Annotated in this window: 18 protein-coding genes; all 18 read left to right on the top strand. The window is 56.5% G+C overall.

The features are described 5' to 3' along the window. The 18 genes from argC to Q8Q08_11105 all read left to right on the top strand — a co-directional run bounded on the left by argC (nucleotide 1) and on the right by Q8Q08_11105 (nucleotide 21603). Nucleotides 1-1047: an N-acetyl-gamma-glutamyl-phosphate reductase gene (gene argC, locus Q8Q08_11190; protein MDP2654576.1), complete on the top strand. Its 1047-nt coding sequence runs from the start codon at nucleotides 1-3 to the stop codon at nucleotides 1045-1047. Between the two features lie 91 nt (nucleotides 1048-1138). After that, nucleotides 1139-2278, top strand: coding sequence for a bifunctional glutamate N-acetyltransferase/amino-acid acetyltransferase ArgJ (gene argJ / locus Q8Q08_11185; protein MDP2654575.1), 1140 nt, complete (start codon nucleotides 1139-1141; stop codon nucleotides 2276-2278). Between the two features lie 12 nt (nucleotides 2279-2290). Beyond that, a complete protein-coding gene (gene argB, locus Q8Q08_11180) occupies nucleotides 2291-3145 on the top strand; it encodes an acetylglutamate kinase (protein MDP2654574.1) in 855 nt (284 codons plus the stop codon). Between the two features lie 12 nt (nucleotides 3146-3157). After that, nucleotides 3158-4354 (top strand): aspartate aminotransferase family protein, encoded by a 1197-nt coding sequence (locus tag Q8Q08_11175; protein ID MDP2654573.1) that lies wholly within the window; start codon nucleotides 3158-3160, stop codon nucleotides 4352-4354. Next, on the top strand, nucleotides 4351-5268 hold the full coding sequence (argF, locus tag Q8Q08_11170; protein MDP2654572.1) for an ornithine carbamoyltransferase: 918 nt from the start codon (nucleotides 4351-4353) through the stop codon (nucleotides 5266-5268). Before Q8Q08_11175 ends, argF begins: the two co-directional genes overlap by 4 nt. Nucleotides 5269-5356: 88 nt before the next feature. Further along, entirely contained in the window at nucleotides 5357-6520 is a 1164-nt protein-coding gene (locus tag Q8Q08_11165) for an argininosuccinate synthase (GenBank protein MDP2654571.1), read from the top strand. Nucleotides 6521-6604: 84 nt separating this feature from the next. Then, nucleotides 6605-7951: an argininosuccinate lyase gene (gene argH / locus Q8Q08_11160; protein ID MDP2654570.1), complete on the top strand. Its 1347-nt coding sequence runs from the start codon at nucleotides 6605-6607 to the stop codon at nucleotides 7949-7951. A gap of 85 nt (nucleotides 7952-8036) precedes the next feature. After that, nucleotides 8037-9293, top strand: a complete 1257-nt coding sequence (lysA, locus tag Q8Q08_11155) for a diaminopimelate decarboxylase (protein ID MDP2654569.1) — start codon at nucleotides 8037-8039, stop codon at nucleotides 9291-9293. Nucleotides 9294-9338: 45 nt separating this feature from the next. Continuing rightward, nucleotides 9339-10163 carry a diaminopimelate epimerase gene (dapF, locus tag Q8Q08_11150; GenBank protein ID MDP2654568.1) on the top strand — a complete coding sequence of 275 codons (825 nt, stop codon included), beginning with the start codon at nucleotides 9339-9341 and terminating at the stop codon, nucleotides 10161-10163. A gap of 38 nt (nucleotides 10164-10201) precedes the next feature. Continuing rightward, complete coding sequence (dapA, locus tag Q8Q08_11145; protein MDP2654567.1) at nucleotides 10202-11131, top strand: 4-hydroxy-tetrahydrodipicolinate synthase; 930 nt, start codon at nucleotides 10202-10204, stop codon at nucleotides 11129-11131. Between the two features lie 11 nt (nucleotides 11132-11142). Then, nucleotides 11143-11862, top strand: a complete 720-nt coding sequence (gene dapB, locus Q8Q08_11140) for a 4-hydroxy-tetrahydrodipicolinate reductase (GenBank protein ID MDP2654566.1) — start codon at nucleotides 11143-11145, stop codon at nucleotides 11860-11862. A 102-nt stretch (nucleotides 11863-11964) separates the two neighbouring features. Next, nucleotides 11965-13146: an LL-diaminopimelate aminotransferase gene (locus Q8Q08_11135; protein ID MDP2654565.1), complete on the top strand. Its 1182-nt coding sequence runs from the start codon at nucleotides 11965-11967 to the stop codon at nucleotides 13144-13146. A 137-nt stretch (nucleotides 13147-13283) separates the two neighbouring features. Further along, a complete protein-coding gene (folK, locus tag Q8Q08_11130) occupies nucleotides 13284-13718 on the top strand; it encodes a 2-amino-4-hydroxy-6-hydroxymethyldihydropteridine diphosphokinase (protein ID MDP2654564.1) in 435 nt (144 codons plus the stop codon). 225 nt (nucleotides 13719-13943) lie between these two features. Beyond that, a complete protein-coding gene (panC, locus tag Q8Q08_11125) occupies nucleotides 13944-14789 on the top strand; it encodes a pantoate--beta-alanine ligase (protein ID MDP2654563.1) in 846 nt (281 codons plus the stop codon). A 35-nt stretch (nucleotides 14790-14824) separates the two neighbouring features. Beyond that, nucleotides 14825-15649 carry a DUF108 domain-containing protein gene (locus tag Q8Q08_11120; GenBank protein ID MDP2654562.1) on the top strand — a complete coding sequence of 275 codons (825 nt, stop codon included), beginning with the start codon at nucleotides 14825-14827 and terminating at the stop codon, nucleotides 15647-15649. A gap of 61 nt (nucleotides 15650-15710) precedes the next feature. Further along, entirely contained in the window at nucleotides 15711-15962 is a 252-nt protein-coding gene (locus tag Q8Q08_11115) for a hypothetical protein (protein ID MDP2654561.1), read from the top strand. A 93-nt stretch (nucleotides 15963-16055) separates the two neighbouring features. Further along, the gene (gene uvrA / locus Q8Q08_11110) at nucleotides 16056-18911 is read left to right on the top strand and encodes an excinuclease ABC subunit UvrA (GenBank protein MDP2654560.1); all 2856 of its coding nucleotides are present in this window, start codon (nucleotides 16056-16058) and stop codon (nucleotides 18909-18911) included. 178 nt (nucleotides 18912-19089) lie between these two features. Next, the gene (locus Q8Q08_11105) at nucleotides 19090-21603 is read left to right on the top strand and encodes a tetratricopeptide repeat protein (protein ID MDP2654559.1); all 2514 of its coding nucleotides are present in this window, start codon (nucleotides 19090-19092) and stop codon (nucleotides 21601-21603) included. Nucleotides 21604-21609: the final 6 nt, after the last annotated feature.

Below are 21609 nucleotides of genomic sequence, written 5' to 3'. Positions count from 1 at the left end.
ATGACGCTAAAATCCGCAACTGAAAAGCTGGTCCGGGTCGGCATTGTCGGGATCAGCGGTTATTCCGGTTATACCGCCCTCAAAATCCTGCTCAAACACCCTCATGTGCGCGTCACCTATGTGAGCGCCAATAACACCCAGGGGCCGGTGGGGGACATCTGGCCGCGGCTCAAGGGAGAGACCGACCTGACCTGCACCAAATTTGACCCTAAAACCGCGGCGGATCTCTGCGACGTCATTTTTTTAGCCGTGCCGCATACGGTTTCGATGGACATCACCCCGCAGCTCCTTAAAGCAGGGAAACAGGTGATCGATTTCAGCGGGGACTACCGGCTGTCCTCCCCGGAAGAGTTCAAGAAATGGTACGGGGCCGGCCACAAGGACACTGCCAATCTCGGCAAGGCCGTTTACGGGCTTCCGGAAATCCTCCGGGAAAAAATCAAGAAAGCCGCCCTGGTCAGCAACCCCGGCTGTTATCCCACAGCCGCGATCCTGGCCCTGGCCCCGATGACCATGACCAAAGGGGAAGAGGTCGGGGCCATCATCATTGACGCCAAATCCGGCGTGAGCGGCGCCGGGAAAAAAGTCTCGGCCGGTTTTATCTACTGTGAAGTCAACGAAAATTTCAAGGCCTACAAAGTGATGAACCACCAGCACACGCCGGAGATCAACCAGTATCTCTCGCGGGTTTCAGACCGCAAGATTTCGGTCACATTCGTGCCGCACCTGCTTCCGGTCAACCACGGCATCCTGGAAACGATTTACGTGACGCTTAACCGCAAATCCAGCGAAGAGAAAATCCAGGCGCTGTATCAAAGATTTTATAAAACCGAACCGTTCGTCCGTGTGCTCGGCCCGGGCCAGCAGCCTGAACTGAAGAATGTGGTGGGCACCAATTATTGTGACATCGGGCTGGCGCTTAGCGACGACGGCAAGCTTCTGGTCATCACCTCGGCGATCGACAACCTGTACAAAGGGGCCGCGGGCCAGGCCGTCCAGAACATGAACATCATGTGCGGCATCAACGAGCAAATAGGTTTGATTTGAATCGTCAGAAGTCAGCGGTCAGAAATCAGCGGTCAGAAATCAGCGGTCAGAAGTCATTAAATTTTAACATCTGACTATAAAGGAATTCCCCATGAAAATCATTACGGGCGGAGTCAGCGCCCCCATCGGATACAAAGCCAATGGGCTTTATTGCGGGATCAAACGGTCCGGTAAACTCGACCTGGGATTGATTGCCAGCGAAGTCCCGGCCGTGACCGCAGGGGTCTTCACAAAGAACTCCGTCATAGCCGCGCCGCTCATCGTGACCAAAAAACACCTGAGCAACAACCGGTCGCAGGCAGTCGTGGTCAACAGCGGGAACGCCAACTGTTTCACCGGTCACTTCGGCGTACTTTACGCGGAACGGACGTGCCAGGTCATTGGGGAGCTTCTGAATATCCCGGCAGATGATGTCCTCGTCACCTCCACCGGCATCATCGGCAAAACCCTGCCGTATCTTAAGATCGCGGCCGCGGCGCCGCAATTGGTCAAAGGGCTGAAGCGCTCCGGCGGCGGCCTGATGGCCAAGTCTATCCTCACGACAGACCTGATCAATAAGGAAATCGCCGTCAAGATCACGGTCGGGGGGAAGGCCGTGAGCATCGGCGGTTGCGCCAAGGGGTCGGGAATGATCGCGCCCAACATGGCGACGATGCTGGGCTTCATCACCAGCGACGCCGCTGTCAGCGCGCCCATGCTCAAGCTGGCCCTCAAAACCGCGGTGGACAAGACGTTCAACTGCATCACGGTGGACGGGTGCATGAGCACCAACGACATGGTCACCCTGATGACCAACGGCCTGGCCGGTAACCGGATCATCAAAACGTCCGGCAAAGATTTCAAAATTTTCTGCGAGGCCCTGACCCATGTCTGCCTGTTCCTGGCCAAAAAAATCGTGGAAGATGGGGAAGGCGCGACCAAGTTCGTCGAAATCCACTGCCACGGCGCCAAGGATGAAAAGGAAGCGCGGCTGATCGCCATGACGGTCGCCAATTCGCCCCTCGTCAAGACCGCGCTCTACGGCAGCAATCCCAACTGGGGCCGGGTGGCGGCGGCTGTGGGATCCCTGGGACTGAACATCAAGGAAGAGGACCTCAAGATCCGCTTCAGCTCATTTGCGAAAAAAATCATCAAGATCCACACGGACGTCGGCCGCGGTTCGGCGCACGCGGTCGTGTACACATCCGATCTTTCTCACGAATACGTCACCATCAACGGCAAATACAACTGAGGTCATGGACGGATGGAAGACATCATCAAAAAAGCGGGCGTCCTGGTCGAGGCGATCCCGTATATCAACGCGTTCCGCCGAAAGATATTTGTCATCAAATACGGCGGCAGCATCCTGGACAACCCGGCCATCCGCAAAAACGTCCTGGAAGACATCGTCTTTTTGAGTTATGTCGGGGTCCGGACGATCCTGGTGCACGGCGGCGGGCCGCACATCAGCTCGCGGCTCAAGGAAACCGGGGTCAAACCGGAATTCCACGAAGGGATCCGCATCACGGACAAAGCCACGCTCAAGATCGTCATTGAGGAACTGGAGAAGCTCAACCGGCAGATCGTCACCGAGCTCCAGGAACTGAAGGGCGATGTCACGGGACTGAAGGGGCAGGAAAACATCATTTACGTGGAAAAGAAAAGCGCCTCCCGGGACCTGGGGTTTGTCGGCACGATCACCTCCGTTGAGCGGGAGGCGATCGAAGAGCACCTGCGCAAAGGGCACATCACGGTTGTTTCCCCTTTGGGCGTGAGCTCGGAAAAACAACCGCACAACGTCAATGCGGATGAAGTGGCGAGCGCGATCTCGGTTTCCATGAAGGCGGAAAAACTCGTGATCCTGACCAACGTCCCCGGCGTCATGCGCAACCCCGAGGACCCGGAATCCCTGATCTCGACCTTGACCTATGACGAGGTCCAGAACTGGATCAAGCAAAGCGTTATTGCCGGCGGGATGATCCCGAAAGTCAATTCCTGCCTTGAAGCCCTGGAGGGCGGGGTGCACAAGACCCACATCATCGACGCCAAGATCCGGCACGCCCTGCTCCTGGAGATCTTCACCGACCGTGGTATCGGGACCCAGATCATCAAAGCCTAACGACAGAAACCTATGAACAAACAAGGCATTTTAGACAATTACGATCAATTCATCCTGTCCACTTACACGCGGGTCCCTGTCATTTTCGTGAAAGGGAAGGGGAGCACGCTCATTGACATCACCGGGAAAAAATACCTGGACTTTTTCCCGGGCTGGGGCGTGAACAACGTCGGGCACTGCCATCCCAAAGTCATGGCGGCGGTGCGGGACCAAATTGGGAAACTGATCCACATCCCGAACAACCTTTATCACCCGCACCAGGCCAAGCTGGCCAGAGAGATCATCCGCCGCGCCTATCCGGGCAAGGTCTTTTTCTGCAACAGCGGGGCCGAGGCGGCCGAGGCCGCGATCAAATTCGCCCGGGCTTACGGCAAAGGGGAACGGTTCGAGATCGTCACCATGAAGAATTCCTTCCACGGCCGAACCATGGGAGCGCTGGCCGCCACGGGACAGAGAAAATACCAGGACGGGTTCGCGCCGCTGCCGCCGGGGTTTGTCACCATCCCGTTCAATGACATGGACGCGCTCAAGGCCGCGCTGACGCCGAAAACGATCGCGGTCATGCTGGAGCTGATCCAGGGCGAAGGCGGGATCAATGTGGCGGACCCAGCCTACCTCCGGGAACTCCGGGCCATTTGCGATGAAAAGGACATCCTGCTCATCTTCGACGAAGTCCAGACCGGGATCGGACGGACCGGAGAGATGTTCGGGTTTCAACACTACGGGATCAAACCGGACCTGATGACGCTGGCCAAGGCGCTCGGCGGCGGACTGCCGATCGGGGTCCTGGTCGTGAAAGAGTCCATTTCCGGCACGCTCAAGCCGGGGATGCACGCGTCCACATTCGGGGGAGGGCCCGTGATCTGCAAGGCGGCCCTGGGTGTTTTCAAGGCGATTGAGGCGGACGGCATGCTCAAAAACACAAAAAAGATGGGCGAATATTTGCGAGGAAAACTCCTTGCGCTTAAGGAAAAATTTGATTGCATCACCGACGTGCGTGGGATAGGATTGATGCTCGGCGTACAGATGAAGATGGAAGGCAAGGCCGTTGTAGAGGAATGCCTGAACCAGGGGCTCATCATCAATTGCACGCAGGGGAACATCCTGCGGATCATGCCGGCGCTGAACGTCACGAAAAAGCAGATAGATAAAGCCGTCAAGATCATTGAAGCCGCCCTGGAAACAACGATCAAAGGAAGCAAACCATGAAACGCGATCTGATCGCTCTCAAAGATTACCGGCCGGAAGAAATCACCGGCTTGCTCGACCTGGCCGATGAACTGAAGCGGACACGGGCCCTTCGGGACGACCTGAAAGGAAAGACCCTGGCGCTCATTTTTCAGAAGCCGTCGAACCGCACCCGCGTGTCCTTCGAGGTCGGGATCCGGCAGCTGGGCGGCAACTGCATTTACCTGGGGCCGGAAGAAATCAATCTGGGTGTCCGGGAGACGACCGCGGACGTGGCCAAAACCTTGTCCCGCTACGTGGACGGTCTCGTGGCGCGGACGTTCTCCCATAAGGACGTCGTGGACCTGGCCGAACACGCCACCGTCCCGGTCATCAACGGGCTTTGCGATCTTTATCACCCCTGCCAGGCCCTGGCAGACCTGATGGCCATCCGGGAACGTTTCAAGGCATTTCAGGGAATCACTCTCGCCTATATCGGAGACGGCAATAATGTCTGCCACTCGCTGATGATCGGTTGCGCGAAGATCGGAATGAACATGAAGATCGCCGCGCCCAAAGGGTATGAGCCCAACCCCGCGATCCTGAAAAACGCCCAGGCCTTTGCCAAAGGATCCGGCGCGAAAATCGAAGTCCTCCGAAAACCGGAAGACGCCGCGCGGGGGGCCCAGGTCATTTACGCGGACGTCTGGGTCAGCATGGGGCAGGAAAAGGAAGCGAAAAAGCGGCTGAAAGATTTGAAGGGTTACCAGATCAACGCCAAACTCGCGAAGCTGGCCGATCCCAATTACATTTTTATGCACTGCCTGCCGGCCCACCGGGGCCAGGAAGTCACGGAAGACGTGATCGACGGTCCGCACTCCATCATTTTCGACCAGGCGGAGAACCGGCTGCACGCACAGAAAGCGGTTTTGGTGGCGCTCTTAGGAAAAAGATAACGAGCTCACGGACGCACGTACACATGGACACAAAAAACATGTGTACGTGTGCTCGTGCGTGAGTGTGTACCCATAAAGGAGTTACCCGATGAAGAAAGTGGTATTGGCTTATTCCGGAGGGCTGGACACCTCCTGCGCCATCAAATGGCTCAAGGACAAAGGTTACGATGTGGTCGCCTGCATCGCCGATGTGGGACAAGGCGAGGATTTCACCGCAATCGAGAAACGCGCCCTCGCGACCGGCGCTTCCAAGGTTTATGTCCTGAACCTGAAAAAAGAATTCGTCGAAGATTACGTGTTCCCGGCGCTCAAAGCCGGCGCGATTTACGAGAACAAATATCTTCTCGCGACGGCCCTGTCCCGGCCGCTGATCGCCAAGCACCAGGTCGAAGTGGCGCACAAGGAAAAAGCCACGGCCGTGGCCCACGGATGCACGGGCAAGGGCAACGACCAGGTCCGGTTTGAGACAACGATATCATTGCTGGACCGCAAACTCGAACAGATCGCGCCGGTCCGCATCTGGGAATTCAAGACGCGCGAGGAAGAAATAGAATACGCGCAAAAGCACAAAATCCCGGTCAATGTGACCAAGAAGAGCCCTTACAGCATCGACATCAATCTTTACGGACGCAGCATCGAATGCGGAGTCCTGGAAGACCCGTGGCAGGAGCCGCCTGAAGAAATTTACAAGATGACCGTGAGCCCCCAGAAAGCGCCGAACCAGCCGGCCTATGTCGAAATTGAATTCAACAAAGGGATCCCGGTCAAGATTGACGGCAAGTCCTACGGCTCGGTCGAGATCATCCAGGCCTTGAACGAGATCGGCGGCAAGAACGGGGTCGGGCGGGTGGACATGATCGAAAACCGCCTGGTCGGAATCAAATCCCGGGAGAATTACGAAAACCCGGCGGGAACGATCCTTTACACCGCGCACCAGGACCTGGAATCGCTGGTCCTGGACCGGGAAACATTGCATTTCAAACAGGGGATCGCGCACAAATACGCGGAACTGACGTATTACGGACTTTGGGAAACTCCGCTCAAGCATCAGCTGGACGACTATGTCAACAAGACACAGGAAAACGTGACCGGCACGATCCGGCTGCGCCTGCATAAAGGGAACTGCGTGGTTGTCGGGCGCAAATCCAAGTTTTCACGGTACAAGGAAGAATTGGCCACATACGGCGACAAGGACACATTCGACCAGAAACTGGCGGAAGGGTTCATCCGGCTGTGGGGCATGCCGTACTAACACGGACACAGGACACACGGACACAGGACACGCGGACACAGGACACACGAACACAAGCGCACACGGATACAAAGGGAAATCAAAATGGTAAAACTTTGGGGCGGGCGGTTCAGCAAGGCCACGAATAAGCTGGTGGAGGAGTTCACCGGTTCGATCCATTTCGACCAGAAGCTGGCCGAGGCGGATGTGATCGGCTCGCTGTATCACATTGACGTCCTCAAAAAGGCGCGATTGATCTCGTCTGCCGAGTATAAAAAACTCGCTGCCGGGTTGCGCTCGATCCTCAACGAAATCCGGAACGGCAAGTTCAAAGCGGACCCGTCGTTTGAAGACATTCATTCCTGCATTCAACACCTCCTGGGAAAGAAGGCGGGGAAGGCCGTGCTGAAATTGCACACCTGCCGTTCGCGCAATGACCAGGTGGTGTTTGACGTCAAGTTGTATGCCTTGAGCAATTTGTTCAAAACATGGGCCCTGACGTCCCAATTGGCGAAAACTTTGACGGACCTTGCGAAAAAAAACAAAAACGTTTGTATCCCTGGCTACACGCATCTCCAGCATGCCATTCCCGTGGCCCTGACAGACTATCTGGGGGCTTATGTGGCCATGCTGCACCGGGACGCAGTCCGGATCAGCCAGACGTTTGAGAATATCCCGCTGACGCTGGGAGCCGGGGCCTTGGCCGGCACGATGATCCCGGCCAGTCTCTATAACTTTTCCGCCAATGAATTTCTGCCCAAGGGCATCCGGCCCACAGAGAACGCCCTGGATTCGGTCAGCGACCGGGATTTTGTGGTTGCCAGTTTAAGCGACCTGAGCATCCTCGGCATGCACCTGTCCCGCTTGGCTGAAGACATGATCCTGTGGTCATCCAAAGAATTCGATTTCATAGATATCGACGACGCTTTCTGCACGGGCAGTTCGCTGATGCCGCAAAAGAAAAACCCGGATGTGCTGGAATTGGTCCGGGGTTACACCGGGCGGCTCTACGGCAACCTGGTCAGCGTCCTGACCATGATGAAAGGTTTGCCCCTGAGTTATAACCGGGACATGCAGTTGGACAAGGAACCGCTTTTTGATTCCTTTGAAATTATCCAAAAGGAACTCAAGGTCCTGGCCGAACTGTTTAAGAACGTCACGTTCAAAGAAGAAAACATCGAAAAGCAGCTTCAGGATGAATCGCTTTACGCAACGGATTTGTCCGATTATTTAGTGCAAAACAAGGTGCCCTTCAAGGAAGCGCACACGATCATCGGGAAACTCATTCAATACAAGCTCAAGAGCGGGGAAGAAATCTGGAGCATGCCGGATGAGACCTTAAAAAACTTTCATCCTTTGCTGAACGGCAAGGTCACTCGAAAAATCATCAATCCGGAGCATTCCGTTAATTCGAAAAAATCCGTAAAACGGACAAGCCCCCGGCTGCCCTAACCGCTTGGGCAGGGCAACCGGCCGGGGTTAATTCGCCCAGCAAACTTACGTTCGCCTACGGCTCCGTAAGTTTGGGGCTCATTAAATGCACGATTTCAAATTCAAAAATAGCGAACTGCACTGTGAAGACGTCCCGGTGAGCCGGGTCGCCAGGCAGGTGGGGACTCCGTTTTACCTTTACAGCCATCACACCCTGACCGACCACTTCACCAAGATCCAACGGGCGTTCGCCGAGGTCAACCCGACGATCTGTTTTGCCATGAAATCCAACGGCAACCTGGCTGTCCTGCGCACGCTGATCAACCTGGGCGCTGGGGTGGACATCGTGTCTATCGGCGAGTTCAAGAAGGCGCTCAAGGCCGGGGTGGACCCGAAAAAGATCGTCTTCGCCTCGGTGGGCAAGACCGAAGAGGAGATCGCCTTCGCGCTCAAAAAAAATATTTTGTTCTTCAATGTCGAATCTGTCCACGAGCTGGAGACCATCAACGCCATCTCCAGAAAAATGGGCAAAAAAGCCCGGGCGGCGCTTCGCATCAACCCGGACGTGGAAGCGGCCACGCACAGCCACATCACCACAGGAACGCTCAAAAACAAATTCGGGATCGACCTGCAATCCACGCGGAATATCCTCAAGCAGAGGAACAAGTACCCGCATGTGAACATCTGCGGCCTGCACATCCATATCGGATCGCAGATCGTGACCAGCGCGCCGTTCATCAGCGCGATCCAAAAGGTCATCGGGTTCCTGGCGGAATTGAAAAAGGACGGGATCAGGATCGAATATCTGGACATCGGCGGCGGGATGGGGATCATCTATAAGGATGAACAGCCGCAAACCGCGCAGGTGTTTGCCGACGCGATCCTGCCGTTCCTGAAACAGACGGGATTGAAGATCGTCATGGAGCCGGGCCGCTTCATCGTGGGCAACGCCGGGATATTTGTCACGCGCGTGCTCTACCTGAAGGACAACGGGTTTAAAAAATTTATCATCGTGGACGGAGGGATGAACGACCTGATCCGGCCTTCCCTGTATAACGCCTACCACGAAGTCGTCCCGGTCAAGCAGACAACGGCGGTCTCCGAAAAGGTGGACGTGGTCGGGCCGATCTGCGAGAGCGGGGACTTTTTCGCCAAGGAAAGGGACATCCCAAAAGTGAAGAAAGGGGACCTCCTGGCGGTCATGAGCGCCGGCGCGTACGGGTATGTGATGTCGAGCAATTACAACGTCCGCTGCCGCGTGCCGGAAGTGTTCGTCAAGGGAAGCCGCTTCGCCGTGACCAAACGCCGCGAAACATACACAGACCTGATGCGCGGGGAAACCATCCCGGCATTTTTAAAATAACACACCACCACAACCCCGGGGGTTGTGGTGGTTGGACAGAAAGATATGGCAAAATCTCTTAAATTCACAAAGATGGCCGGGGCCGGCAATGATTTCCTCGTTGTTGACGGCCGGGTGAAACTGGATTACAAAAAGCTGGCGCCCCGGGTCTGCGACCGCACCAACGGCGTGGGCGCGGACGGAATTTTGATCCTCGGCCCGTCTTCCAAAGCCGATTACCGCATGCGGATCATCAACGCGGACGGCTCCGAGGCCGAAATGTGCGGAAACGGCGCGCGCTGCATGGCCGCGTATATCGTCCGCAACCGCAAACCGAGGAAAAAATTGTTTTCCATGGAAACGATGGCGGGAATCATCCTCGCCGAGGCCAAGGGAGAAACCGCTCACGTGCGGTTGAGCGATCCGCGGGATTACCACCCGGATCTGGCCCTCAAGCTCGGAGACCGGGATATCCGTGTGCACTACATCGATACCGGCGTGCCGCACACCATCATTTACGTGGACGGGCTGGAAACCGTCGGCGTGCGGGAGATCGCGCCTGGTGTCCGCTACCACGAACAATTCAAGCCCCGAGGGACCAACGTGAATTTTGTCGAACAGATCGGCCAAAACCTCGTGGCTGTGCGGACCTATGAACGGGGAGTGGAGGACGAAACCAGGGCCTGCGGGACAGGCAGCGTGGCGGCAGGGATCGTGTCTTATTTAAAAGCGAACCCCGGCGTCCAAAACGCAAAGAACGCCAGGATGCGGGTGCGGACCGCCAGCGGGGAAGTCCTGCAGGTGACGTTCGACCTGAACAACGGGCAGGTGTCCAACGTCTGGCTCAAGGGCAGCGCAAAACTCATCGCAGCGGGAGAATATTTCCTCTAAATCACATGGCAGACCTTACGCAAGAAGGAGAGAACACCATGATCGGCGGATCCATCGTAGCCATCGCAACACCTTTCAAAAACGACAAGATTGATGAAAAGAGGTTGAAGGAGCTGGTCGCGTTCCAGATCAAAAACGGGACCAACGGGATCGTCCCCTGCGGCACGACCGGGGAATCGCCCACGCTCTCCTATGACGAGCACAACCACGTCATCGACATCTGCATCGAAGCCGCGAAGGGACGCGTGCCCATCATCGCCGGGACAGGGTCCAACTCTACTTCCGAGGCCGTCATGCTGACCAAGCACGCGGCCCGGGCCGGGGCCAACGCCGCGCTGGTCGTCAGCCCGTACTATAACAAACCGACCCAGGAAGGCCTTTACCAGCATTTCAAGGCGATCGCCGACTCTGTCAAGATCCCGGTCATCCTGTACAATATCGCCGGGCGCACCGCGGTCAACATCGAACCCTCCACGGTCGCGCGCCTGGCCAATGATTGCACGAACATCATCGGGGTCAAAGAGGCCTCCGGCTCCCTGGACCAGATGCAGATGATCAAGCACCTCTGCCCGCCGAATTTTATCCTGCTGTCCGGCGATGACACCCTGACCCTGCCGATCCTGAGCATCGGAGGGGCCGGGGTCATTTCCGTCGCGGCCAATATCATCCCGCAGGACATCGCCAAGCTCATCCACCTCTATCGCAGCGGGCATCTCAAGGAAGCCCAGAAAATGCATTACCGGATGCTGCCCTTGTTCAAGGCCCTGTTCCTGGAGACCAACCCCATCCCGGTCAAGACCGCCATGGGAATCATGGGGCTGTGCTCCGAGGGACTGCGACTTCCGTTGTGCCCCATGTCCGGGCAGAATCGCGCCAAACTCAAGGCCGCGCTCATGGAATACGGTCTGTTGCGAAAAAAGGGCAAAAAAACGGCCGCGGACGCTGAACCCGCCGCTGCCCAGAATTGAGGAATTCCGTCATGATCAAATTAGCCGTCAGCGGCTGTCAGGGACGAATGGGACAGAGGATCACATCGCTCGCCCTCAAAGACAAGACATTTAAACTATCCGCCATGATGGAAAGCAAAGGCCGGCCGGATGTCCAGAACATCTGGCAGGGGATGCCGGTGCACTTCGACGCGTCCGCTTTAAAGGGAAGCGATGTCCTGATCGAATTCACCACCCCCGAAGCCACGCTGGAGCACCTCAAGGCCTGCCAAAAGTACGGGGTCAAGATGGTCATCGGGACAACCGGCATGCTTCCCGGCCAGATCGCACAGGTCAAAAAGGCCGCGCAAAAAATCCCGATCGTCTTTTCCTCAAATATGTCGGTGGGGGTCAATATTGTCTTCAGCTTGATCCAGAAAGCCGCCAAGGCCACCGGCAAGGGCTACGTCATCACGATCAAGGAAGCGCACCACATCCATAAAAAAGACGCTCCGTCCGGGACCGCCAAGACCATGGCCACTCTCGCGGAAGAAGCCGCCGGGATCAAGGTAGCCGACATCCAGGCGATCCGCGAAGGGGAGATCATCGGCGACCATGACATCACGTTCGACAGCGCGGTTGACACGATCACCATCCGCCACCACGCCAAGACCCGCGACATTTTCGCCGAAGGGTCCCTGGTGGCGGCGAAGTTCCTCGCCCGCAAGAAAAAGGGGCTCTTCAGCATGCAGGATGTCCTCGGATTAAAATGATCCCCAAAAATATGGAGTCCACGACTTATCTCGAATAAAATCAAAATGAAGTCGGGACTTTTCTATGATGACTCAGCATAATAAAGGAAGGGAGTTTTCCGCATGACCGAAACAGCAACGGGTTTCAATATCGAATTTTCCGACCGGCTGAAAGAACTTCCGCCGTATCTGTTCGTCGAAATCGACCAGGCCAAACGCAAGGCGCGCGCCGAAGGCCGGGACATCATTGACTTGGGCGTCGGCGATCCCGACACCCCGACGCTCCCGCACATCGTCGCGGCCATGCAGAAAGCCGTTGCCGATCCGGCCAACCACCGTTACGCCTTTGACGCCGGGCTCCCGGAGCTCCGCAAGGAAATCGCCGTCTGGTTCAAAAACCGTTTCCAAACAGACCTGGACCCCAACGCTGAAATTTTGCCGCTCATCGGTTCCAAGGAAGGGCTGGCCCACCTGCCCCTGGGGATCGTCAATCCCAAAGACAAGGTCATCCTGACCGACCCGGCCTATCCGGCCTACCGGCCGTCCATATCCTTTGCCGGAGGAAAAATCGTCAGCGTTCCCATGAAGGAAGGGAACGATTTCCTGCCGGACCTCAAGAAAATCGCCGAGATCAAGGACGCCAAGGTCATGTATGTCAATTATCCGAACAATCCCACGGCCGCCGTGGCCCCAAAATCTTTTTACCAGGAACTCGTTGCCCTGGCCAAAGAGAAGGGCATTATTCTGGTCTCGGACATGGCGTACTCCGAGATCTATTACGAAGGCAAAAAACCGGTCAGCATCCTGGAGATTGACGGGGCCAGGGACGTGGCCGTTGAGTTCCACTCCTTTTCCAAGACGTATAACATGACCGGCTGGCGCATCGGCTGGGCGTGCGGCAACAGCAAACTGGTGGCCGCCCTGGCCAAAGTGAAATCCAATTTCGATTCCGGCATTTTTCAGGCCGTCCAGGTCGCCGCAATCACGGCCCTGCACACGGACGAAAGGGAGATCAACGACCTGCGGACCATGTACGAAGAGCGCCGGGACTGCCTTATCAACGGGCTGAGGAGCATCGGCTGGAAAATCCCGCCGCCCCCGGCCGCGTTCTACGTCTGGGCCCGGGTCCCCAAAGGCTTCAACGATTCCATGGAAACCGCGAAGGCCTTTTTGGAAAAGGCGGACATCGTGGCGACCCCTGGCGTCGGCTTCGGGCCGAACGGGGAAGGGTTTATCCGGATGTCCATCACCGTTCCCAAAGAACGCCTGACCGAAGCCGTCGGCCGTCTGGGCAAAATCCTTTGAAATAACACAGCAGAAGGACGGGGGCTGTGTCCTGCGCGATTTCGAGACCGCTTTTCCTTGAATCTGAATCAGAGAAAAGCTGGATCGCTGCTTGAGCACGGGATACATCCCCCGTCCCCAATTCTAAGGACACTCCGTTGGCTACTGTTTTCCTCGGCTTGGGATCCAATCTCGGCGACCGGAGGGACAACATCCTGCGGGCCGTGGAGGAATTGAAAGCCCAGGGGATCGCCCTGGACGCCCTGTCCACGATCATCGAGACCGACCCTGTCGGAGGCCCGCTCCAGGGAAAATTCCTCAACGCTGTCGCGAGAACCTCCACTACACTGTCTCCCCAAGAAGTCCTCAAAGCCATTCATTCTGTCGAGAAATCGCTCGGCCGCGTCCGCACCGTCAGGGACGGCCCCCGGACGATCGACATCGACATCCTGCTTTACGACGATTTAAAAATCCAAACCAAGAAATTAACCGTGCCGCATCCGCGGATGCAGGAGAGGGACTTTGTCATGAAGCCGCTGGGGGAGATCGCGCCGGAGAGGGCGGGAAAAATTCTAAGCAGACTGAAAAAATAGTCTTTCTCATGACCCCTCATGATTTGCTGGCGCAAATCAAGGCTTCGGGGCCTACGGTGGTTTGGCCGCTCTGGGCCAAACCACCCTGAGCGAAGTCGAATGGGTTCGGCCAACAAACTTACGTTCGCTGACGCTCCGTAAGTCGCGACCTCATTAAAATTTCTTCTTCCCAAAACCGTCGGGATGGGCTATGATGGATAAATATTTCCGACGAGATTATAGATCATGCTCATCACCTCATCCATTCCCATACTGCGTTCAGCCATCAACAAATTGAAACAACAAGGGCGGAGCATCGGCTTTGTTCCGACAATGGGGGCCCTGCACGAAGGACACGCGACACTGCTGCGCCGCAGCGTCCGGGACAACGACGCGACGGTTTTGAGCATCTTTGTCAACCCCGCCCAATTCAGCCCCCAGGAAGATTTCCGCCGGTATCCCCGCACCCAGAAAAAAGATGTTTTATTGGCAAAAAAAACAAATGTTGATATAATATTTTATCCGTCGGTCGTCGGAATGTATCCGGCGGGATTCTCCACGCGGGTGCAGGTGGACGGTCTTTCTGAAGGGCTTTGCGGCGCGTTACGCCCCGGGCATTTCCGGGGGGTGGCAACGGTGGTCGCCAAACTTCTCAACATCGTGACTCCGGATGTTCTGTACCTGGGCCAGAAAGACGCCCAGCAGTGCGCGGTCATCCGGCGCATGGTGGACGACCTGAATTTCCCGGTCCGCGTCCAGATCGAGCCGACGGTCCGCGAATCTGACGGGCTGGCGATGAGTTCGCGCAACCGATACCTGACCCCAAACCAGCGGCAGAAAGCCACGGGACTGTACGCCGCGCTGAAGGCGGCCCGCGCGCAGATCCGGGCAGGAGAACGCAGGGCGTCCCGCATCAAAGCCCTGGTCCGGGAGATGCTCCGCAGAACATCAGGCCGGATCGATTACGTAGAGTGTGTGGATGCGAAAAATTTAAAACCCTGTTCAAGTCTTCAGGGTGATATCCTCATCGCCGTGGCCGTCTGGTTCGGCCGGGCGAGGTTGATCGACAATATCATTGTCAGAATTCTTTAAAATTCTTTCGTTGTATTGAAGGACATCCCGTCTTCATGAAGCCGTCACAAAAAGTCGCGGTTGGCATTGTCGGTTGCGGGGCAATCGGCTCCCGCATCGCAAAAAGCGTGACCAGGGAGCTGAAAAGCTTCTGCCGTCTCACCGCCCTTTATGATATTGATCTCACGCGGGCCGGCATGCTGGAGCGCAACCTCAGGGCCCGGGGCATCGTCAAAAGGTCTTTCGCTCAACTTTTGAATAACTGCGATCTGATGGTGGAGGCGGTCAGCGCGCCGGTGACCCGGCCCCTGATCCGGCAGGCGCTGTCCTCCGGGAAGAACGTCCTGGCGATGAGCGTGGGAAAGCTTCTGAACGCGCAGGACCTCTTTGCCCTGGCCTCGCGCAAAGGGTGCAAGATCCTGATCCCTTCCGGGGCCATCGCCGGCATCGACGCGCTCAAAGCCGCCGGCCTTGTCCCGATCCAATCCATCACCCTCACCACCCGAAAACCCGTCAGCGGATTCGCCAATAACCCCTACATCAAAAAACACGGCATCGACCTGGCCCAGATCCGGGGAGAAACCGTGCTTTTTGAAGGGGGAGTGGCCGCCGCCGTAAAGGCCTTTCCCCAGAACATCAACGTGGCCGCCACCCTGGCCTTGGCCAGCAGAGCCGCAAATAAACTGACCATCCGGATACTGACATCGCCGGACTATCAAACCAATTCCCACGAAATCGAAGTGACAGGGGAATCGGGCCGGATCACCACCCGGACCGACAACGTGGTCTGCCCCGACAATCCCAAAACCAGTTACCTGGCGGTCCTGTCGGGGATCCAGACACTCAGGGAATTTTGCCTTGGAGCGCGCATCGGGACATAACCGTCCCGGCGCCACGGCCGCTCCGAGCGAAAGATAAGTAAACATGAAAGGAGGTGACAACATGGCTCAAAAAGTCGCTAAAGTTGGAGTCAAGAAGGAAAAGGGCTACCTTTACTTCGTTGACAAGCAGGGAGACATTTCCTGCGCGAAAATGGCACGGGGAAGCCAGAAAGGCGGCAAACCCAAGAAGGTTGCCAAAGTCGGCATCAAGAAGCAGGCAGGTTTCCTGTACTTCATTGATAAAGCCGGCGATATCTCCTGCGCCAAGATGGTTCAGGGAGGAAAAAAGAAGGCCAAGAAGAGAAAGAGATAAGGTCTCTTCTGGTGAAGAATAGCCCCTATCCGAATCACATTCGTATAGGGGCTATTCTATGAAAACCCGCGCAAAAACACGGGACATCACACGATGCAGACAGATTTCATCACAATCCGCAAGGCCAAGGAGCACAACCTCAAGGGGTTTGACCTGAAAATCCCCCGCAACCAGTTTGTGGTGGTCACGGGCTTGAGCGGGTCCGGCAAATCGTCCCTGGCCTTCGACACCATCTATGCCGAGGGACAGCGGCGCTATGTGGAGAGCCTGTCGGCTTACGCCCGGCAGTTTCTTGAGCAGCTGCAAAAACCGGACGTGGAATCCATCGAAGGCCTTTCCCCGACGATTTCCATCGAGCAAAAGACCACCAGCCGCAACCCCCGGTCCACGGTCGCCACACAAACGGAAATTTACGATTACCTGCGCCTCCTGTTCGCGAGGATCGGCGTGCCGCATTGTCACCAGTGCGGAAAACCCATCGAACGGCAGACCGTCCAGGAGATCGCCGGTCAGATCCTCACAGCCAAAGAGGGGACAAAGATCCACATCCTGGCGCCGCTGGTCCGCGGCCGCAAGGGCGAATACCGCCACATCGCCGGCCAGGCGGCCAAGGCCGGATTCGCGCGTATCCGCGTGGACGGCACGGTCTACGACGTCAACGACAAGATCAAGCTCGACAAATACAAAAACCACGACATCGAGGTCGTGGTGGACCGGCTCACGGTCAAGCCGGACATTAAAAAGCGGCTGACCGAATCCATCGAGACCGCCCTGAAAACCGGCGGCGGCATCGTGATCGCGGATTTCGGCGGGGCCTGCCCGGAAAAAATTTTCAGTGAAAAATACGCCTGTATCGACTGCGGAACGAACCTGACGGAGATCGAGCCGAGGATTTTCTCTTTCAATTCCCCGTACGGAGCCTGCCCTGACTGCAACGGGCTCGGCACCAAGATGGAGATCGACCCCGAGATGCTGGTGCCGGACGAATCCAAGTCCTGGGTCCAGGCGATCGCGCCGTGGCAAAGGGGCCACCGCAATTACCTGATGTATTACCGTGCCGTGCTGAGGGAAATCGGGGACATCTACCGCATTCCTCCGCAAACGCTTTTCCAGGACCTTGACAAGAAATTCCGGACGATCATTTTCCGCGGCTCCGATGACGAAATCTGGGGGCGTCCCTTTGAGGGCATTCTCCGCTACATGGAACGGCTGTTCCGCGAGACGGACAGCGACTGGCTCAAAACCGAAATTTCCCGCTACATGTCGGTCCTGCCCTGCCCGGGATGCAACGGGGCGCGGCTGCGCAAAGAATCCCTCGCTGTCCGGATCGCCAACAAAAATATCAACGATGTCACCGCCATGTCCATCCAGGAGGCCCGGACGTTCTTTGCGAAATTGAACCTTACGCGCGACCACAAGACCATCAGCGAACCCATCCTCAAGGAGATCGCCCGGCGGCTGGACTTCTGCATCAACGTCGGGCTCGAATACCTGACCCTGGACCGCAAAAGCGCGACCCTCTCCGGCGGGGAGGCGGAGCGTATCCGGCTGGCCACCCAGGTCGGGTCCGGGCTGGTGGGCGTCATCTATATCCTGGATGAGCCCAGCATCGGGCTTCACCAGAAGGACAACGAGCGGCTGCTCGCCACCCTGCACGCTCTGCGCGACATGGGCAACACCCTGATCGTGGTCGAACACGATGAAGCCGCCATCCGCAACGCGGATTTCGTGATCGACCTCGGGCCCGGCGCCGGCGAATACGGGGGAGAAGTGCTCTACGCGGGAGACGTGCCGGGACTGCTCAAGGACCCGCGCTCGCTCACCGGGCGTTACCTGAGCGGACAGTTAAAAATCCCCATGCCCGAAAAACGCAGGGAAACGGTCAACACCAAATTTCTGAGAATCTCCGGCGCCAGGGAACACAATTTGAAAAACATCGACGTTGCCATTCCCCTGGGGACATTCGTCTGCATCACCGGGGTCTCGGGGTCGGGGAAATCCACCCTGGTGGACGACATCCTTTACAAGGCCATCGCTCAAAAATTGTATCAGGCCAAAGAAAAGCCGGGCGCGCACAAAAAAATCGCGGGGATCGAAAACATCGATAAAGTGATCGTCGTGGACCAGTCGCCCATCGGCCGTACCCCGCGGTCCAACCCGGCAACCTACACGGGGATCTTCAGCTATATCCGGGACCTTTTCAGCCAGCTGCCCGAATCCAAAATGCGCGGGTACAAGCCGGGGCGGTTCAGCTTCAACGTCAAGGGCGGGCGCTGCGAGGCCTGCGGCGGCGACGGGATCAAAAAGATCGAAATGCATTTCCTCCCGGATGTCTTCGTGGAATGCGAGATCTGCCACGGCAAACGGTTTACCGACCAAACGCTGGACGTCTATTACAAAGGAAAAAATATCAACGACGTGCTGAACCTGTCCGTGGACGCGGGCATGCAGTTGTTTGAGAACATCCCGCGCATCCGCACCATTCTCCAAACTCTGCAGGATGTGGGGCTGGGCTATATCAAGCTGGGGCAGGCCTCCACCAACCTGTCCGGCGGGGAGGCGCAGCGGGTCAAACTCGCCAGCGAACTCTGCAAGCACGCGACCGGGAGGACATTTTATATTCTGGATGAACCGACCACGGGGCTGCATTTCGCCGACGTGGACAAGCTCCTCAGCGTCCTGCAGCGGCTTGTGGACCGAGGGAACACGGTCCTGGTCATCGAGCACAACCTGGAAGTCGTTAAAAACGCGGATTACATCATCGACCTCGGGCCCGAAGGCGGGGACAAGGGAGGGGAGGTCGTGTTTGCCGGCTCTCCGGAAGCCATCACCCGCCACAAGGCTTCGCACACAGGCCGGTTCCTCAAGGAATTCCTGACGCCGTCCGCAGTTCCCGCCACAATGAAGTCTTCCGCACTCTCCGCGGCGAGCCGCGGGGGATTCGGGTAGGGTTTTTCCTCCCTTGATCAGCACCCGCGCTGATTTCCCCAAGGGGTGGAGTAACCCGGGCCCCAAGGGGCGTGCACGTAAGGAGAAATGACCGTATAGGCCCGTTGCATTGTCCCTCAAAGTTGCTATAATACCTCATATCTTATAGTTCAATGGAAAGTCCTATCCGCACACACCCATGCATTTGAAATCACAATGTCTTTTCCTCTTTCTGATCCTGGCGGCGATCGCCTCCGGGACGCCGCTCTTGTCGCCGGCCGCGGCCGCCGAACCGGCTTCGGCAGATTCCAAGGGAAAAGAGCTCTTTCTCGTCGCCCAGAAGGCCTTTGAAGACGGATTTTATGACGTGGCCATGCGCTACATCGACCAATTTCTCAAAGAATACCCCAAGAGCGAAAAACGCGTCCAGGCCCAGCTGCTTTTGGGGCAGTGTTACTTCTTCAAAAGCCAATATTTAAAAGCCTTTGACACCTTCCAGGGACTTCTGCAATACCCGGAATACAAAGACGCGACCCTGTTCTGGCTGGGAGAGACCTATTTCAAGGGGTCCGATTACAAACAAGCCGAAAAGCAATATCAGGAACTGATCGACTTGTATCCGGAGTCCATTTACCTTCCGCAGGCGTATTATTCGCTGGCCTGGGCCCATTTTGAAGACGGCAATTTTGACGAGGCCAAAAAAAATTTCCAGAGGATGATGAAACGTTTTCCCGCGCACCAGCTCGCTGAAGACGCGGCCTTCAAACTCGGGGAGTGCGCGTATAACCTCGGGGCCTACGAAAACGCCGTTGAATATTTCAAGAATTACGTCCTGAAATACCCTCCGTCCAACCGGCACGCGGACGCCTATTTCTACATCGCGGAATCCTACTATTATATGGAAGATTACCTGACGGCCGTGACCTATTACGCCAAGACGGCGGACATCGCCTACGGCGCCAAGGTCGTTTATCTGTCGGACGTCAGCATGGGATGGAGCTATCTCAAACTGAAAAAATACGACCTGGCCCAGAAATATTTCGATGAGGCCCTGGCCGTGGCCAAAGAGAAAAACCTTCTGACGGACGATTATTACCTCGGCCAGGCCAGCCTGCACGCCCAGCAGGGAGAGAACGACAAGGCCGTGGCCGCCTACGCGACCCTGGTCGAGCAATTTCCCAACAGCCCGCGCATCGCCGACGCCTACCTCGGCAAGGCCAACATCAATTACGCCCAAAAAAACTTTCCCCAGGCCATCCTGGAGTATCAGACGATCATCGACACCTATGCCAACGACGCTACCAAGGCCGACATCGTGGAGAAGGCCTATTACGGCCTGGCCTGGACACACCTCAAGTCCGGGAACGTCGACGCCTCGATCCGGACGTTTGAAAAAATCATGAACACGACAAAAAGCAAGGTCGTCAAGATCAGCGCCCTGACCCAGATCGGAGACGCTTACCAGGACATCAACCAGCTCGAAAAAGCCATTGATATCTATGACGTCATCCTGAGGGATTATCCCGACAACGTGTTCAACGATTATGTCCAGTTCCGCCAGGGGATCGCGCTCTTGAAACTCAACAAACTCGAGGCCGCCACACTGTCCCTTCAGAGCCTGCAGGCCAATTTTTCCAACAGCAAATATCTGAAGGAAGGGAAATATTATCTCGGGGTGGCCTATTTCAAGAAAAAGGACTGGAACAATACCATCGCCTACATCCAGGACTTTCTGGAAGGGCTGCCGGCCGGCAATGAATTCGCCTCCGAAGCCAGATACCTTCTGGGCCAGTCGTACTTCAACCTGGAGCAGTACGATAAAAGCCTGCAAGTTTTCCGGCATATCCTGCAGGTCTACCCGGAGGAAACAAACATTGTCATGGTGGCCGAGTTCAACTCGGCCAAATGCCTGTACCAAATGGGACAGCCCGAAGAGGCGGTCAAAACGTTTCAAAAAGTTTACCAGAGCTACCCAGGCGCCGAACTCGCCCAGAATTCCCTGATATGGCTCGGAGATTACGCCCTGGAACAAGGCAACACAGAGGGGGCTGTCCAATCGTACGAAGAATTCCTGACCCAATTCCCCGGCAGCCCCAAACTGAACCTCGTGCGTTATCAGCTCGGGCAGGCATTCCTGAGGCAGGAAAATGTTGAAAAAGCGCTGGAGCAATACAAATTGATCTCCCCGGCCCCGGACATGGAGATTTACGCCAAGGCGCGGCTTGCCATCGCCGACATCCTCTCGCAAAAGATGGACGAGCCGACCGCGGTGCAAACCTACCAGAGCGTCATTGAGACCGTTCCCGAGTTCAAAAGGGACGCCTACGTCAAAATGGCCGAACTCTACGCCGCAAATAAAAACACCGATAAAACCATCGAGTCCTACAAGAGCGCCCTCGCCGCCGACAGAGGATTGAGCGCGATGACCAACGCCGAGATCCAATTCCGGATCGCCGACATGTATGAGCTCCAAAACGATACCGCCAGGGCCCTGGACGAATATTTCAAGATTCCGTCGCTGTACCTTCCGGAAACCGCCTGGGTCGTCAAGGCCTATCTGCGCATGGCCCGGATTTACGAGGACCAGGAAGGCTGGGAGGAAGCGGCCACCACATACCGCAAAATCCAGGACCTCAAAACGGAAGAAGCCAAATACGCGCAGGAGCGCCTGGACTGGATCCAGGAAAACATTTTTAAGACGAGCCCCCGTTAACCTACC

This window comes from Candidatus Omnitrophota bacterium (assembly GCA_030688425.1).
In the GTDB taxonomy this organism is placed as follows: domain Bacteria; phylum Omnitrophota; class Gorgyraeia; order Zapsychrales; family JANLHA01; genus JAUYIB01.
Note: the sequence above shows the minus strand (reverse complement) of the source record. Positions and strands in the feature narration are given on the sequence as shown.